Consider the following 15,131-nt stretch of genomic DNA (forward strand, 5'->3'; position numbering starts at 1 on the left):
TTTACGGATTCACCCCTTTCAAGAAAACGACGATTTTGCTGCGGTCCAGGTCGTAAATCGTATAGATCGTTTCATAAGAGCGTTCCTCGCTGACGATGTAATGATCGAGGAGAAGCCGCGCGAATTCCAGCGGACCCGCGGGAGGCCGCTGTCCGAGCATGCAAGGGTTGAAGCGGGAGCCGTTCCACAGCAAAAATTCCGCCTCCATATAGGGGGAGACGGAGCAATATTCGTGAAGGGCCGCCAATATGGCCCGCCCGTATACGGCATCGTCGCATTCGCCGAAGGGTTTGACGTAAACGGAATGGCGCAAGCCGTCCTCGCACTCGTTCGCCGTATGCTCGTATAAGCCGTTGCGGAACGCGGTCGCGTTCACCAGCTTGCGGACAAAAACATCGTCGTGCGCGACGCGGGTCTCCACGATCGTCCGCACGACGCGCTGGTCCGGTTCGGACCATTCGTAATAAGCCAGCGGGAAATCCACCGTAAACTACCGCCTTTCTGATCGTATCTTCGTAATGGTCTCGCCATCGGTAATGACGAATAAGCGGGCGTCCGAAGGAATCGGCGATTCCAGCTTGCGGTTGATGCCCATGTCGGTCCGATCCGCGATAAGCGTGGCGCCCATGCCGAGCAGCGACCGGAAGGCGTCGCCGTAGGTGACCCATGCCGGATCGGCGGGTACCTCGAACACGTCCTCGCCGTACGTCCGGCTCAGCAGCTGGGTGAACAAGTCGGCGCTGCCCTCCTTCAGCGCGGAGCGCACCGCCAGCCTGGATACCGCGTCATGCGACAAAATAAAATCATTTACTTGTACGTGGCGGAAATTGAGAATATGCTTCTCGAGCACGATTTCGACCGTCGTATGGACGGCCGGCGCCGCCCGCTCGATGCTGGAGGCGATCAGCAGCGACTTGCCGTCGACGAGCGAGGAATCGTCGATCCGCGGATCGGCGAAAATAATGGCCGATCGGGCATGATGGATGCCGGCCTGCTCCAGCGCTTCGGCGGACGACGGATCGCCGCTTACGAAATGCACCCTGGGGTGGTCGAAGGGATGCTTGGCGCCGTCATCGACAACGACGACGGCCAGCGCCGCTTCCGACGCGAGCAGCTCCTCGACGGCCAGCTGCGCTTTTTTGCTCCAATTGATGACGATGACATGCCCTGCGCCCTGAAATTTCAATTTGCCACCTTCCCTTCTCCGCTGCAGCTCCGCCAAGGAATCGATGATCTTGCCGATCAATAGGCTGAGCAGGCCGATCCCGAATACGTACAGCAGCATGGCGAGCACTTTGCCGGGCACCGTCGCGGGGTAATAATCGCCGTATCCGACCGTCGCGACCGTCGTCATGACCCACCACAGCGCGTTAAACCAGCTGCCGAACGTATCCGGCTCCAGCAGGAAGGCCAGCGTCGAGCTTACGAGCACGAGCAGCAGCGTGAGCAGCACGATCAAAGAATGGTTGAGCCGAAGAAGCTTGAACGTCAGCTTCAAAAATAGCGGCATCGCGGTCACCTCGATTGGAATGCTTTCATATACACCTTACAGACTATACTAGCATTTTCCAATAGGAAAATAGTAGCAAAGAGTAGGCGAATGGCTAGACGGACGGCCGTATGTCGGACAGCCCGAGGGACAACCACCGCCGCCGGCGCATATACTATCCTATCTTGAGCGAAGGGATGGTGGCGAATAATGGCATTGGTTTGGCTGTGCTCAGTCAGCGGTCTGGTCGGATCGGTCATTACCTTTGCTTTCGGAAGTTGGATGGAATCACTTACTTTGCTGCTGGTCGCCATGGGCATCGATTATATTACGGGCGTCGCCGCTTCTATTAAAGAAAAGAAAGGGCTGAGCAGCATGTTCGGCGCTTGGGGATTGGCGCGCAAAGGATTGTCGCTGCTCGTCGTCCTGCTGGCCCACCGCATCGATATTTTGCTGGAGACGAGCAACGTGACGATGGGTGCCGCTATTTACTTTTATATTGCGAATGAGCTTATTTCCATTACCGAAAATTACGGGCGGATCGGGCTGCCGATGCCGGATCGGCTTCGAAAAATGATCGAGGTGCTGAAGGACAAAGGATAGGAAAGGGCGCCTGCCGGAATTAGGCTTGCATGAAACCGCCGGATCTCGCTATAATAAGAACATACGTTCTTGTTTGGAGGGGTGGCATATGGCCGCTAAAGAGGAAGAAGTGCGCGGCGCGGCGAAGACGGCTTCGCATCCGCCGGTGCAGACCGAGGATGAGCTCGAGTTGGTGAAGCGATTCGTGCTGCTGGGCATCGTGATGCGCATATTGGACCACGACATCCGCGTGATCGGAACATCGGCGATCAAGCTGCCGAGGTTCTACGAATCGATGCTGCGCGGCATGCAGGACCGGGTTCTGCTCGATCTGGCCGCGATCCGGAGGGAATTCCGCGCGGGCGGCATCAAGGTGTACGAGGAGAAGCGGGAATCGGACGGCCTGCACGCCGGATACGTATGCCGGGGCTACCATCACCGTTTTTTCATGCTGTGGGGGTTCGTGAAGGCCGAGTCCGAGCGCGTGCTGAAGCAATATTTGTCCGGTTAGTGACGAATTGTTCATGGTTTTGTCAAAAAGACGAAAAAACTTTTCCCCTTTCCGCAGTTTAAGGTTGAGAACTTCGGACGATCTTATGTAATATAAGTGGTAGACATTATGATCGCAAAGGGGACACGTAGCAATGCACAAGTGGATTATGTTTATTTTGTTTACAGCGGCGTCGTTGCTGGGCGTTTATTTGCTCACATTCGCCCTTCCTGCCAAGCCGGTCGACGAGTCCGCCTCGCTTCCTGAAGGCATGGTGCTGATGAAGGTCGTTGCATCCAACGATTTCGTATTTGACCAACCGGTATACACGGCTAAGGTCGGCGACAAAGTGAGACTGAAGCTTTCCAATAAAAGCGGTATTCACGGCATTCACATCGATGAGCTGAACGTGGCGCTGGACAACGACCATCCGGAGACGGATCTGGAATTCACGGAGCCGGGCGAATATCGCATTTATTGTTCCATACCGTGCGGTCAAGGACATACGACGATGGAGTCCAAGCTCGTCATAGAAGCGGCGTAAGCCGCTTCCGCAATGACCGTAAACATGCGAAAGGAGCCGAAAGGCTCCTTTTTGTTGAAATCAAAGCGGCTCGCGGCGACGGTCGCGCTCCCGCCCACGCGCGATGAGCAAGTCGGCGATATAGCCTAGCAGCGCCCAAGTCGCGATCGTAAGCACGTACATGAGCAGGACGCTGACTTCGTGCACGTCGACGAACATGTCGACGATCCAGGCGGGAACGCTGAGCATGAAGAATACGAGGTTGTGCGGGTCGTAGCCGGTGTAATTGTACAAGCAGACAGCAGCTCCGATGATCGTCGCTGCAATGGTAACGGGATAGCGCATGACGTACCGTTCTCCTTCACGTTTAAAGATTGCCGTAATGCGACTGCTTGGGTTATTATGTGACAAAAGGACGAAACTCATGCGATTCACCCGATTCGCTTAATTAAGGGGAGGAACCACGAATGATTACCCATATCGTTTGCTTCAAGCTGAAGGACCGCAGCGCCAAGAGCGTGGCGCGCACCGCGCAGGTGCTAAGGGACATGGAAGGGAAGATCGGGGAGCTGAAGTCGATCGAGGTCGGCACCGACGTGCTGCATTCGGACCGTTCCTACGACATCGCGCTCATTACGAAATTCGAATCGCTCGAGGCGCTCGAGGCTTATCAGGTACATCCGGTACATAAGAAGGTCATCGAGCATATGGCGCAGGTCCGCGAAGCATCCGTCGCCGTCGATTTCGAAAGCTAAGGGCGGTTGGGCGAAATGAGAGACGTGTACGAAATCATGACTTATTTGCTGGTGATCATCATCAGCAGCATCGTCATGGTGGCATGGTTGAAGCGGAAGGCAAGAAAAAAGAAGCAAGGCTGAAGGCGGGCGACGGACGATGTATTATGTGAATCGCGAACAAATTGCCGTAAGGCTGGAGACGCTGCCGGGCATCGCGTCCGCGCTGCGGTCGCTGGCCGACAATTGGCAAGGAAGCGTGCTGGAAGGATTGGCCCAGGAGAGGGCGCTGCATCTGGCGATCGAGACGATTACCGACGTGGGCAGCTTCTTCATTGACGGCTTTATTATGAGGGACGCCAGCAGCTACGAGGATATTATCGAAATAACGGGCGAGGAGGGCGTGTTTCCGGCGCATCTGCTGGAGACGCTGACGGAGCTGGTGAAGCTTCGCAAGCCGCTCGTGCAGGACTATTATTCGTGGCCGAGAGGCGAGCTGCATCCGATGACGCCGAAGCTGATCGAGGCGCTGCCGGCTTTCAAGCGGGCGGCCGAAGACTACTTGGCGCGCGAGCTGTAGAACGGCGGAATGCGCTTGATTTACGAAACCGTCAAAATACGTTACAATGACGCTATCAAGCCTCAGAGGTGGTGAAGGGTTGAAGCGGAACGGAATGATGCGCGCCGCGGGTTCGGCGGCGGATTCGCGCGGAGACGGCTCGACGCGCGAGCGGATATTGCTGCTGCTGAAGACGAACGGCAGAATGAGCGCCGGCGATTTGTCCAGACAGCTCGGGTTGACGGAAATGGCGATTCGGCGGCATATGTACGCGCTGCAGAGCGAAGGAAGCGTGACGACCGTGGCCGTACGCCAGGCAATGGGCAGGCCGCTTCACGCCTACGAGCTGACGGCCGAAGCGGATGAGCTGTTTCCGAAAAATTATCATTTGCTTGCGCTCGATTTGCTGAGCGAGCTGGCGGGCGATCCCGAGACGGCATCGCTGGTCGACCGGGTATTCGAAGGCCGCAAGAAAAAGCTGCTTGACCGGTACGGACCGCGCATGGCCGACAAAAGCCTGGGGCAGCGGGTCGAGGAGCTCGCGGCCATCCAGAACGCGGGCGGCTATATGGTCGAGACGGAAGAGCAGGGCGGCTGCTACATGCTCCATGAATATAATTGCCCGATCGCGCAAGTAGCGGGCGAGTATCAGCAAGCTTGCAGATGCGAGCTGTCCTTGTTCAAGGCATTGCTCGAGGCGCCCGTCGAACGGACGGAATGCCTGGCCAAGGGCGGAGGCAAGTGCAGCTACCGAATCGGGTAACGAGGGGAATCATACGGTTGGATAGAGCAAGGCGGTTTAAAGCGGATCCTGGCGGATTCGCGGCGAACGGCCTTTTTTTGTTGCTTATCGGCGTCCCATGTGTGTCAAGACGAGCCCATGCTGCTTATAATGTCATTACGCAAGTGGGCATTCGTCTAGATGACGCCGGAGGAGGGAGATCATGGAGGTTATCGCATGGAGCGCGGCGGTCGCCGCGGGCGCATTCGTCCTGCTGGCGATCGGCATGCTGATCGCGCTGCGCTCGGCGCTTGGCAGGCTGGCGCGGGCGCAGGCTTCGGCCGAAGCGATGCAGCGGGACGTGCATAAGCTGGCGCAAGAGCTAAGCGGGCTCGCGGCGCCGGCGGAAGCGACGATTCGCGAAGCGCACAAGCATCTTCAATCGGCAGGCAGGCTGTTCGAAGCGGCCGGCCAGGTCGGCGCAGCGATCGCGCATACGACATCGGCGGTCGAACGCGTATCGTCCGTGCTGTCCGAATCGGCGGAGCGGCATGCGAATCGCGCGGCGACGAAGCGGCAGGTCGAAGAGGCGCTGGAGTGGGCGGAGCTCGGAATGGCGGCGTGGCAGCTGTGGCAAACTAGCCGCAAGGCCGCGGCTCCCGCGGGGACCGTGCATGATCCGAAGCCGGAACGCAAGCCTGAATCAAGCGGAAGAGACGAAGGGCACGCTAAGAACGAAGGGAGCGACGATAATGTCAACACGTAAACAAACAAAAGGATTTTTGCTCGGCGCATTGGCCGGAGGCGTAATCGGTTCGGTAACGGCGCTGCTGCTCGCGCCGAAGGCAGGCAAGGAGCTTCGCCAGGATATTTCCGAAGGCGCGCAGAAGGTTGGCGGCGCCACGGCGAAGGTCGCCGGTCAGGTGACCGATACGACGGTGAGCATCGCGAAGCAAATCGGCGGCCAGGCGGCGGAATTTGCCGGCAAGACGAAACTCGCGGCCACTAGCGTCGTCAGCAGCGTCAAAGGCTGGAATAAATCAGAGGGCGGCCAAGGAATCGTCATCAACGTCAAAGATACGGACGCGGGCCTTGAAACGAGCGCGATCGACGCCGTAGAAGCCGGGGAGACGGAAGCGGCCGTATCGAAGGAGCAATAGCCGAAGCAGGCGGGAACTACAAAATGGCATTCAACCCGAGAGGGGTTGGATGTCATTTTTTGGTATGCAATGACAAGAAGGGGCAAACTCGGCAACCGGTTTTTCGCACCGGATGGCAGGTACGTTTTCGAGCCCGTATTCATATGCTATTCTGTCTCCAATTCTATACATTCGTTACAAGAAAGCGGTGTGTTTGTGCAGCAACCGATTGCGATACTCGATTCCGGCGTAGGCGGCCTCACCGTTGCCAAGGAAGTGATGCGCCAACTGCCGCGCGAGAAACTGATTTACTTCGGAGACACGGCTCGGACACCGTACGGCCCGCGATCTTCGGATGAGGTTGTCAAATTTACGCGAGAAATCGTCGGTTACTTAATTCAATTTCGTCCCAAAATGATTGTTATAGCATGCAATACGGCAACGGCGGTCGCGCTTGACGATATCCGCTCGAGAGTTGCCGTTCCCGTCGTCGGCGTCATTAACCCGGGCGCCCGGGCGGCGATCGGGCAGACGGTTACGGGCTGCGTCGGCGTTATCGGCACGGAAGGCACGATTAAGAGCGGCGCGTACGAGCAGGCGCTGCGCGGCTTGTCGCCGAACGTCCGGGTCGTCAGCGAAGCATGCCCCAAGTTCGTGCCGCTCGTGGAGAAAGGGAACTTCCGCTCGCCGGAAACGTACGAGACGGTCCGGAACTCCATCGGGCATTTGCGCGGATATCCGATCGATACGCTGATATTGGGATGCACGCACTACCCGTTCCTGACGGAAACGATATCCGAAGTGATGGGTGAGCGGGTCAGCCTGATCAATTCGGCCGAAGAGACCGCGCTCGAGATCAGAAAAATTTTGCAGGACAGGATGGGGCTCGCGCGCGGCGGGCAGGTGCCGGTGCATCAATTTTTTTGCAGCGGCGAGCCGCATCTGTTCAAAGCGATCGCTCAGCAGTGGATGGGCGAGCAGATCGAGCTGTCGCCCGTCGTATGGCAGGTGCCGGTTATCGTTTGACATGCGGCTGGCGATGACAGGACCGTTTCGCAAGGCGATAAACCTTGCGGAACGGTCCTTTTTACTTGAAGCGAAACCGTTCGCCCTAAGAGCGATTGGCGGCCTGGTTCATAGGACAGGGAGACCTTTGCATAGCATGATAGCAATGAACATATACGGAGGAGGGGATTGCGTTGCTTTCGGAGGAACAAGGCTTCGGTTACCTCGATCTGGTGGAGGGCGCAAGGCAGCTGGTCGGCAGATATTCCTTCGTCTCCGCCTACGTGATCGGGCATAGCGTCATGGGCAAGCCGCTGCTCGCGCTTCGCTGCGGCAGGGGTCCTCGCCAAATTCATATGAACGGCTCCTTCCACGCGAACGAATGGATCACGTCCGCGCTGCTGATGCGCTTCGCGGCCGACTTGTCCGCCGCATACGCCACCGGCGAGCCGATCTGCGGCCAGCAGGCGGAACGTCTGTGCAGACAGGTTACGCTTTGGGTCGTCCCGATGGTCAACCCGGACGGCGTGGAGCTTACGCAGCGAGGTGCGCCGCCCACGCATCCGTGGCACCGGCTGCTGCTCGAATGGAACGGCGGCTCGGAGCGGTTCAGCGGCTGGAAGGCGAATATTCGCGGCGTCGACTTGAACGACCAATTTCCCGCTTTTTGGGAAGAGGAGCGCAAGCGCAGAGGTGTGGAGGGACCGGGACCGCGCGATTATCCGGGTCCGTATCCGCTCAGCGAGCCCGAAGCGGCCGCGATGGCCCGCTTTACGGAGTCGATCCCGTTCGATATGGTGCTGGCGCTGCATACGCAAGGACGGGAAATTTATTGGAACTACCGCGACTACGAGCCGGCCGAGGCGGAAGAGCTGGCCGGGAGGCTCGGCCGTGCAAGCGGCTACAAGCCGGTCAAGCTGAGCGGGAGCGACGCGGGCTACAAGGATTGGTTCATTCAGCAATACCGCCGTCCCGGGTTTACCGTCGAGGCCGGATACGGCGAAAATCCGCTGCCGATGGGCGGCTTCGATCAAATTTACGTCGAGCTGCAGCCGCTGCTGCTGGAGGCGCTTCGTCTATGACGGGCGCCCTCCGGCCGTACCGTCCGGTCCGGCTTAGTAATGGCGGCCGCTTGTGGTATAATAGGCGCAAAGATAAGCGAAGGTGGTCGAACGGATGCGAAAATTGCTGTCGCTGCGCCATTGGCAGAAGACGTTTGCGAGAATTTACCGGCTGCTCAGGTCGAGCGAGGTTTCTTTGGGGGACAAGCTGCTCTTTGCGGTTCCCGCGCTGCTCTACTGGGTGCTGCCGGACGTTCTGCCGCTGCCGTTTCTGCCGATCGACGATATCGCCGTTACGATGCTTCTGGCGGAATGGTTTGCCCGCAGAACGGAGAGAAAGTATAATGGGAAATAGTGAGTTTTTGCCGCTAGGCATCCAAATAAGAGGAGCTGGATTTCAATGAAATGCAAAATTTCCAAAAACGCCGCCAAAGTGATCCAATCGGAGCTGGCCAAGCCCGAGAACGAAGGCAAAATGCTTCGCATCTACGTGACGCACGCGCACGGCGACCATGCCCATTACGGCATGGCCATCGACGTGCCGTCTGACCGGGACGAAGTCGTATCGACGGACAAAGGAATCGACGTTATTTTGGAGAAGGACAACGCGTTCCTGGACGGCGTGCGCATCGATTATTTCTATGTGCCGGAAGAGGGCTTCGCCGTTACGAATCCTTCCATGGGCAATCACGGCGACCACTAAACGGGCAGACATCAAAGCAACGCGTGGAATAGGGCGATGGATAATGGTTAACGACATAAGGGTTTGCGACAAATGCAAGCACATGAAGATGAAGACGGTCGTGCCGAAGCTGCAGAAGCTCGTGCCGGATGCGGAAGTCAAGGTCGGCTGCAAATCATACTGCGGGCCATGCGCCCGCTACGCCTTTATATTCGTAAACGGACGCTACGTGAAGGGGGCGACCGAGGACGAGGCGATCGAGAAGGCCCTTCCTTACGTAAAGAAGAAAAAGTAGGCAGGACTGCATCCTTCATAAGAAAATGACATCCGAAGACCCGACGCCTGTTCAAATCGCGCGTTCGGGTTTTTGCGTCCGGCGCGGGCGGCTTCGGGTCCGGACGGAAAGGAGAATCGAAGGTGGATATTACAACGCCGCAGCTGCTGTACCACGGAACGACGAGCGATACGGTGCAATCCTTCGAGCGCAGGCTGCTGCATTCGCCGTATTGGCGGCCGGGCAGGGATTTCGGCGAAGGCTTCTATACGACGATATCGATCGCGCAGGCGCGCAAATGGTCGCATAAGGCGGCGAAGGAGTCGTGGGACGGAGGTCGGCCGTGCGTGCTCGTCATCGAGCTGGCCTCGCTGCCGGAGCGGGTGGAGCCGCTGCTGTTCCTGTCCGATTCGCCGAGCTGGGCTTCTTTCATTTACGCGCACCGCCGGGCGGCCGTTAAGGGAACCGACCCTTGCGAACGCCACCCGGACGTCGTCATCGGCCCGATGGCGGACAATGACACTGGAAAAATCGTACATAAAGCGGTACAATTAAAGAAAGACGACCGTTGGTTTTATGAACAAATTACGATGTCCCGCAGCGGGAAGAGGCTGGACGCGCTAAGTCTAGGCAATCAAGTCGTCTTTTGCTCGGAGCGCTTCGAGTCCCATTTGAGGCTGCTGGGCTACCATATTTATACGGGAAGCAGGTGGATGTACCATGAGAGCGAAATCGCAGGTCAGGCTAAGCGTGTATGAGCGCGGCATCGTCGAAGCGCTGGTCGAGGATTACGGCTATGCACCGGCCGACGCCCGGGCGCTCGTCGTCGATTACATCGCGGTCGTGCGCAAGCTCGGCGGTTACGACAATTGCGGCCATTACGCAAGATTGCTGGACCGCGCGCGCCGCATGAACCATCCGCCGCTCCAATGGCTGGAGAGAATTATCGACATCGAGAAGGGCGAGCTTAGGGACAGTGGCATCGGCCCGGTGGAACGCCAATATTTGCAAACGAAATAGGACTCGAGACCTGAGTAAAGTCGGGTCTTTTTTTTGGCTTGGGGGAGAACAGATGCGTAACTTGCAAAAGCCGGCGTTGTACTACGGCATCGGACTAGCCGCGTCGATCGCCTTGCTGGCCGCGGCGGAGCTCATATGGCTGCCCGCGCCGCTCCGGACGGGAAGCGGCATGCAGTGGATCGAGATGATCGACCGGCTCTATTACGCCGTCGCGCTCGTGCCGTTATGCTGGACGGCCGGGGCGATCGTCGGAATCGCAGGGCAGAGAAGGGGACGGCTGCCCGGGGAGCGAGTCCGGATCGTTCGAGCCGGGCAGGCGCTGCCGCTGCTGCTGCGCTGCGCCATCACGCTTCTTGGCTTCGCCGGAACGTACATGGCGTTGTTCGCGACGGACGAGCTGGTCTTGACGATCGGCGTCATTGCGGCAGCGATGCCTCTGCTAGCGCTGGACATGCTGGTCTGCGGGAAGCGAAAGCGCAGCCTGGCCGTACTGCTTGGAAGCGCGGCCTTGTACGCGGCTTTGCTCTGTCCGACCGGCTACCTGGTTACCTATCCGGGCATGACGCTGGATATGAACCGCTACGCGCGGGTTGAGGGCGGCGTCGGGGGCGGAACCGTCAATGGCGTACTCGTGTTCGACCGGCCGGCGGTGCCGGCCGACTGGCTGTACGCGCGGCTGCTGCCGCAGTATGCGTTCGTGAAAAGGCCGGAGGACGAGCCGCCGCTTACCGAGACGTATACCCAGGTCGTCATGATGAAGACGGACGCGAATGCCGTTGCCGCCGCCGTCGCGATGGAGAAGGCCGGCGTCGGAAGCGGGATCGCTTCGATCGGGGTGAGGGTCGTCGCGGTGGTCAAGGGCATGCCGGCCGACGGGCGGCTGCAGGCAGGCGATATAATCGAGCAGCTGGACGGCTACTCGGTCAAATCGACCGAAGAGCTGGCCGATTATATGACGGGATCGGTGAAGCCGGGGCAAATCGTCGACGTCACGGTGCGAAGGGCTGGCAGCCCCGTGCAGGTCACGCTCGAGGCCGCGGCGGCGGACGACCAGTCCGGACGGCCGGTCTTCGGCGTGTCGGTCCAGACGGAGCTGCGGCTGGATATTCCCCGCGACGTCGACTACAAACGGTACATGGCGCACATCGGCGGCCCGTCGCACGGCGCGATGCTGACGCTGGCGCTCGTCGACCAGCTGACGCCGGGCGGCGTCACGTTCGGCAACGAGGTGGCGGGGACGGGGACGATCGAGGCGGACGGATCGATCGGGCTTATCGGCGGCATTAAGCAGAAGGCCTATGCCGTAAGCCGTACCGGAGCCGACGTGTTCTTCGTGCCGGCCGCGCTCGAGGCGGATGCGCGAAGCGCCGCGCCGGACCTGAACATCGTGCCGGCGAAGACGATCGACGACGTGCTGGCATGGCTTGCGCAGCACCGAAAATAAACGAAGACCCCTCAAGGAAGGCCTGCCGAACGGCAAGCTCCATGAGGGGTCTATTTTGTTGCGCCGCGGAACGTCTCGTACCGGAGCGGCGCAAGGGATTCGGCGGCGACTTGTCCGTGCTAATCGGCAGCCGCGCAGCGCCTGGTTATCGGACGGCTTCGGCGTCCGCTTCGACCTGAGCGGCAACGGCCGCTTCGCCGTCATCGCCGCCGCCGGCGCGCGCTTCCACGGCGCCTTGCTTCTTGAAGTCGTCGATCAAATCGCTCATGACGATCTGATCGGACATGTTCAGCTCGGTGCGCGCGTCTTCGATGGCGCCGAGGCAGGCGTTCATGTCGCCGGCGGCGCCGGCCGCGATATTCCAGCATTTGCCGTTCTCGGTAATTCCGTCGCCGGAAGGCATATAGTAGACGGTGCCGTCCGTGAAGGCGCCGTTGCGAAGGACGACCTTCTTGCCTTCGAGCGGCTGCGCGGTCAGCAGCGGCGTCCCGATCATGTAACGGTCGGCGGTCGAGATGCCGAGAAGATGCAGGATGGTCGGCGTAATGTCCAGCTGCCCGGCGACGTTCGCGTGCGTGCCCGCCTGCCCGTCTCCCGGCAGATGGACGAACATCGCGACCTGCTTCTGAATCATTTCCCGATCGAGATCGCTGAGCGGCTTGCCGAGGAACGTCTCGAACAGCTTCCAGTCCTTGATCGAGTTGTCATGATCGCCGTATGCGACGAAAATCGTGTTATCCCACAGCCCTTCCTCTTTCATGCGGTCGACCAGCTCGCCCATCGCCGCATCGACGTAATGGACGGCTTGCAGGTAATCGCCCATGATCGTCCCGTCAAGGCTGCCGACGTCCAGCTTCTTCTCCGTATCCGGCATCGTATAAGGATGATGGCTGGTTAGCGTAATCATGAACGAGTAGAAGGGCTTCTGCTGATCGGCGACGACGTCCATCGATTGACGGAAGAACGATTTGTCGCCGAGCGCCCAGCCAACCTTTTCGTCCAGGATAAAGTGCTTCAGGCTGTAAAACTTGTCGTATTTCATATTGTGGTACATCGTATTCCGGTTCCAGAAGCCGCCTTCGTAGGGATGGAATACCGTCGTCGCGTAATCGCGTTCTTTTAAAATTTTGGACATGCAGTCAAACTCGTGGGAAGCGTATTGGATGAAGACGGAGCCGTTCGTCACGGGCTGCATCGAGCAGTTCGCGGCAAAGTCGCCGTCGGACGTTCTTCCCTGCGAGGTTTGGTGGTAAAACTGGCTGAAATACGCGCTCGTGTCGATGAGCTTGTTCAGGTTCGGCGTAATTTCCTGCCCGCCGATGGATTTGCCGACCATAAAGTTTTGGAACGCTTCGAGCTGCACCATGACGACGTTGCTGCCGGCATATGCCCCGAAGAGCGGGTCCTGCTCCAGCGCGCCGCGAAGGTCGCCCCGCTCCTCGATCCATTGCTTCGCCTCCGACGATTGCTCGGCTGTGACCGTCGCCGCGTCCAAATAGTTTTGCTTCACGTACCGGTATACGTCATAGCCGTGAAAGCCAAGCGCGCCCGTCACGTTGTAGATGGACAGGTTCCACCAGTTGCCGACGAAGATGCCTTGCCCCCATGTGCGCTTCGCTTCGTTCACGTTCGAGAAGTACAGCGATGTCCCGACGGTGAAAATAACCGCGCTGAGCACGATCCGGACAGCAGCCTTCAGCCAAACCGGAGACGCGCCGCGAGGCGGGCCCGCCGAACGCAAGTCCCGGCGTCCGAACCAAATGACGTATACCGCGAACGGCACGATAACCATCCAGTCGATGAAAAAAACGATGTCCTTCCAGCTGAGCAGCGTTCCGATGCTTCCGCCGAGCGAATCGACCTGGCTGAACTGCAGCAGCACCGGGACCGAGATGAAGTCCTGAAAGTAACGGAAGTAGATCATATCCGCGTATAAAACGAAAGAAACGATAAGATTAAGGACGATAAGGGCGACGATCCGGCCCCGCGCGGGCAGCCAGATCGTCCAGAAGCTGAGCAGCATCAGGGCGCCCAGCTCGATTAACTTGTCTTTGTCGGTCATTTCGAACTTGGTCATTCCGATAAATTGCGAGAACAAATAGAGCTTCGCCATAATGACGGCGGCGAACAAAAGAAGGTCGACCGCCTTCAGCCTCTCCAGCCAAACCAGAAGCGTGCTCATGCCTCGGCGGGCCAGGCTGCGTTGATTCGGAAACATAAGGGTATATTCCTTTCTTTCTGTTTAATCCCGGTTGCCGCGGGGCGGAAGCGGGCCAAAAAACTGGTAGTAGTTGCATTCGATCCGGCCGTTGAAAAGCTTGCGCTTCTTGTCCGCGGGCCGGCCGAAATAATGCTCGATCGTCTTCGAAGGGCTGATCGCGAAGTAGGACCAGGTCGGGTAGTGAAGCGCGGTCAAGCCGAAGGCTCGCAGGGCGGCCTCCGCCGCGTCGTCGTCGCCAAGCCGCTCCCCGTACGGCGGGTTCGTAATGACGACGCCGTAATCCCCCTGGAGCTTCACCTTGGAGACGGGCTGGACGCTCAGCTTGATGTCCTTGCCGAAGCCCGCCTTCTTGACGGCGGCTTCCGCGATTTCGATCGCGCCGGCATCGATGTCGGAACCTGCGATCTGCAGAGGAATGTCGTCCTTCACGAGGTCGAACGCCTCGTCGCGCGCCTCGCGCCAGAGCTTGTCCGGGATAAGCGGCCAGCCTTCGCCGTTGAAGCTGCGTCTGAGGCCCGGCGCGATGTTCCACCCGATCATGGCGGCTTCGATCAGCATCGTGCCGGAGCCGCAGAACGGATCGTACAGCGGCCTCTCCGGCCGCCAGCGGCTCAGCAGCACGAGCGCGGCCGCCATCGTCTCGCGGATCGGCGCCTCGGTCGCCACCCGGCGGTAGCCCCTCCTGTGCAGGCCGTCGCCGGTCGTGTCGAGCGTGAGCATCGCGACGTCGTTCATGAGCGTCGCCTCGATGACGTAACGGCCGCCGTCTTCCGGGAACCATTCGGTACCGTAATGCTCCGTCATTTTGCTCACGACCGCTTTTTTCACGATGCTTTGGCAGGCGGGAACGCTCGTCAGCTGCGATTTTTGCGAACGGCCGTTCACCGGGAATTCGCCGTCCTCGGGGATCCATGCCGGCCAATTGAGCGCCTTGGTTCCTTCGAACAGCTCCTCGAAGGTGGTTGCCGGGAACTCGCCCATCTTGATCAAAATCCGTCCGGCCGTACGAAGCCACAGGTTCGTGCGGCAAATATCGGCGGGACCGCCCGTAAAATTAACGCGCCCGTTCTCGACCTTCAGATCGGCATAGCCGAGATCCTTCAGCTCGCGCGCCACAACTGCCTCGAGTCCCATTGGCGCGGTTGCGATTAACTGCAATTTTTCCATTATACACACTCATTTCATCC

Annotated in this window: 21 protein-coding genes; 16 read left to right on the plus strand and 5 right to left on the minus strand. The window is 59.0% G+C overall.

Annotated elements, in window-relative coordinates; translation table 11 throughout:
* Nucleotide 1 precedes the first annotated feature (1 nt).
* Nucleotides 2-484 carry a hypothetical protein gene (locus IDH41_RS02925; protein ID WP_190858108.1) on the minus strand — a complete coding sequence of 161 codons (483 nt, stop codon included), beginning with the start codon at nucleotides 482-484 and terminating at the stop codon, nucleotides 2-4.
* A gap of 6 nt (nucleotides 485-490) precedes the next feature.
* A complete protein-coding gene (locus IDH41_RS02930) occupies nucleotides 491-1,510 on the minus strand; it encodes a potassium channel protein (RefSeq protein WP_190858109.1) in 1,020 nt (339 codons plus the stop codon).
* A 189-nt stretch (nucleotides 1,511-1,699) separates the two neighbouring features.
* Here IDH41_RS02930 and IDH41_RS02935 point away from each other — a divergent pair, with 189 nt between their 5' ends.
* From IDH41_RS02935 to IDH41_RS02945, 3 genes are all read left to right on the plus strand, one after another.
* The gene (locus IDH41_RS02935; RefSeq protein WP_190858111.1) at nucleotides 1,700-2,092 is read left to right on the plus strand and encodes a phage holin family protein; all 393 of its coding nucleotides are present in this window, start codon (nucleotides 1,700-1,702) and stop codon (nucleotides 2,090-2,092) included.
* An 88-nt stretch (nucleotides 2,093-2,180) separates the two neighbouring features.
* Nucleotides 2,181-2,582 (plus strand): hypothetical protein, encoded by a 402-nt coding sequence (locus IDH41_RS02940; RefSeq protein ID WP_190858112.1) that lies wholly within the window; start codon nucleotides 2,181-2,183, stop codon nucleotides 2,580-2,582.
* A 133-nt stretch (nucleotides 2,583-2,715) separates the two neighbouring features.
* Complete coding sequence (locus IDH41_RS02945; RefSeq protein WP_190858114.1) at nucleotides 2,716-3,105, plus strand: cupredoxin domain-containing protein; 390 nt, start codon at nucleotides 2,716-2,718, stop codon at nucleotides 3,103-3,105.
* Nucleotides 3,106-3,165: 60 nt separating this feature from the next.
* On the opposite strand, the gene IDH41_RS02950 is transcribed toward IDH41_RS02945, so the two are convergent.
* On the minus strand, nucleotides 3,166-3,429 hold the full coding sequence (locus IDH41_RS02950) for a hypothetical protein (protein ID WP_190858116.1): 264 nt from the start codon (nucleotides 3,427-3,429) through the stop codon (nucleotides 3,166-3,168).
* A gap of 122 nt (nucleotides 3,430-3,551) precedes the next feature.
* Here IDH41_RS02950 and IDH41_RS02955 point away from each other — a divergent pair, with 122 nt between their 5' ends.
* The 13 genes from IDH41_RS02955 (at nucleotide 3,552) to IDH41_RS03015 (ending at nucleotide 11,723) form a co-directional block, all read left to right on the plus strand.
* Complete coding sequence (locus IDH41_RS02955; RefSeq protein WP_190858118.1) at nucleotides 3,552-3,839, plus strand: Dabb family protein; 288 nt, start codon at nucleotides 3,552-3,554, stop codon at nucleotides 3,837-3,839.
* Nucleotides 3,840-3,978: 139 nt separating this feature from the next.
* A complete protein-coding gene (locus IDH41_RS02960) occupies nucleotides 3,979-4,398 on the plus strand; it encodes a DUF86 domain-containing protein (RefSeq protein ID WP_190858121.1) in 420 nt (139 codons plus the stop codon).
* A 97-nt stretch (nucleotides 4,399-4,495) separates the two neighbouring features.
* Nucleotides 4,496-5,140 (plus strand): helix-turn-helix transcriptional regulator, encoded by a 645-nt coding sequence (locus tag IDH41_RS02965; protein WP_190858213.1) that lies wholly within the window; start codon nucleotides 4,496-4,498, stop codon nucleotides 5,138-5,140.
* Nucleotides 5,141-5,321: 181 nt separating this feature from the next.
* The gene (locus IDH41_RS02970; RefSeq protein WP_190858122.1) at nucleotides 5,322-5,864 is read left to right on the plus strand and encodes a DUF948 domain-containing protein; all 543 of its coding nucleotides are present in this window, start codon (nucleotides 5,322-5,324) and stop codon (nucleotides 5,862-5,864) included.
* Entirely contained in the window at nucleotides 5,851-6,258 is a 408-nt protein-coding gene (locus IDH41_RS02975; protein WP_190858124.1) for a YtxH domain-containing protein, read from the plus strand. The genes IDH41_RS02970 and IDH41_RS02975 overlap by 14 nt, the downstream gene beginning before the upstream one ends.
* Nucleotides 6,259-6,453: 195 nt before the next feature.
* The gene (gene racE / locus IDH41_RS02980; protein ID WP_317890674.1) at nucleotides 6,454-7,263 is read left to right on the plus strand and encodes a glutamate racemase; all 810 of its coding nucleotides are present in this window, start codon (nucleotides 6,454-6,456) and stop codon (nucleotides 7,261-7,263) included.
* 173 nt (nucleotides 7,264-7,436) lie between these two features.
* Nucleotides 7,437-8,324 (plus strand): M14 family metallopeptidase, encoded by an 888-nt coding sequence (locus IDH41_RS02985; RefSeq protein WP_190858127.1) that lies wholly within the window; start codon nucleotides 7,437-7,439, stop codon nucleotides 8,322-8,324.
* Between the two features lie 94 nt (nucleotides 8,325-8,418).
* Complete coding sequence (locus IDH41_RS02990; protein WP_190858129.1) at nucleotides 8,419-8,658, plus strand: hypothetical protein; 240 nt, start codon at nucleotides 8,419-8,421, stop codon at nucleotides 8,656-8,658.
* Between the two features lie 45 nt (nucleotides 8,659-8,703).
* On the plus strand, nucleotides 8,704-9,006 hold the full coding sequence (locus IDH41_RS02995; RefSeq protein ID WP_190858131.1) for an iron-sulfur cluster assembly accessory protein: 303 nt from the start codon (nucleotides 8,704-8,706) through the stop codon (nucleotides 9,004-9,006).
* Between the two features lie 43 nt (nucleotides 9,007-9,049).
* The gene (locus IDH41_RS03000) at nucleotides 9,050-9,280 is read left to right on the plus strand and encodes a DUF1450 domain-containing protein (RefSeq protein WP_190858133.1); all 231 of its coding nucleotides are present in this window, start codon (nucleotides 9,050-9,052) and stop codon (nucleotides 9,278-9,280) included.
* A gap of 122 nt (nucleotides 9,281-9,402) precedes the next feature.
* Nucleotides 9,403-10,017 (plus strand): DUF3990 domain-containing protein, encoded by a 615-nt coding sequence (locus tag IDH41_RS03005; protein WP_190858135.1) that lies wholly within the window; start codon nucleotides 9,403-9,405, stop codon nucleotides 10,015-10,017.
* Nucleotides 9,980-10,279 (plus strand): hypothetical protein, encoded by a 300-nt coding sequence (locus tag IDH41_RS03010; RefSeq protein WP_190858137.1) that lies wholly within the window; start codon nucleotides 9,980-9,982, stop codon nucleotides 10,277-10,279. Before IDH41_RS03005 ends, IDH41_RS03010 begins: the two co-directional genes overlap by 38 nt.
* Nucleotides 10,280-10,331: 52 nt before the next feature.
* A complete protein-coding gene (locus IDH41_RS03015) occupies nucleotides 10,332-11,723 on the plus strand; it encodes a PDZ domain-containing protein (protein ID WP_190858139.1) in 1,392 nt (463 codons plus the stop codon).
* Between the two features lie 145 nt (nucleotides 11,724-11,868).
* Here the strand turns inward: IDH41_RS03015 and IDH41_RS03020 are convergent, their stop codons facing one another.
* Nucleotides 11,869-13,941, minus strand: a complete 2,073-nt coding sequence (locus IDH41_RS03020) for an LTA synthase family protein (RefSeq protein ID WP_190858140.1) — start codon at nucleotides 13,939-13,941, stop codon at nucleotides 11,869-11,871.
* A 24-nt stretch (nucleotides 13,942-13,965) separates the two neighbouring features.
* Complete coding sequence (locus tag IDH41_RS03025; protein WP_190858142.1) at nucleotides 13,966-15,111, minus strand: THUMP domain-containing class I SAM-dependent RNA methyltransferase; 1,146 nt, start codon at nucleotides 15,109-15,111, stop codon at nucleotides 13,966-13,968.
* Nucleotides 15,112-15,131 lie beyond the last annotated feature (20 nt).

The organism is Paenibacillus arenilitoris, from assembly GCF_014705655.1.
Lineage (GTDB): Bacteria > Bacillota > Bacilli > Paenibacillales > Paenibacillaceae > Pristimantibacillus > Pristimantibacillus arenilitoris.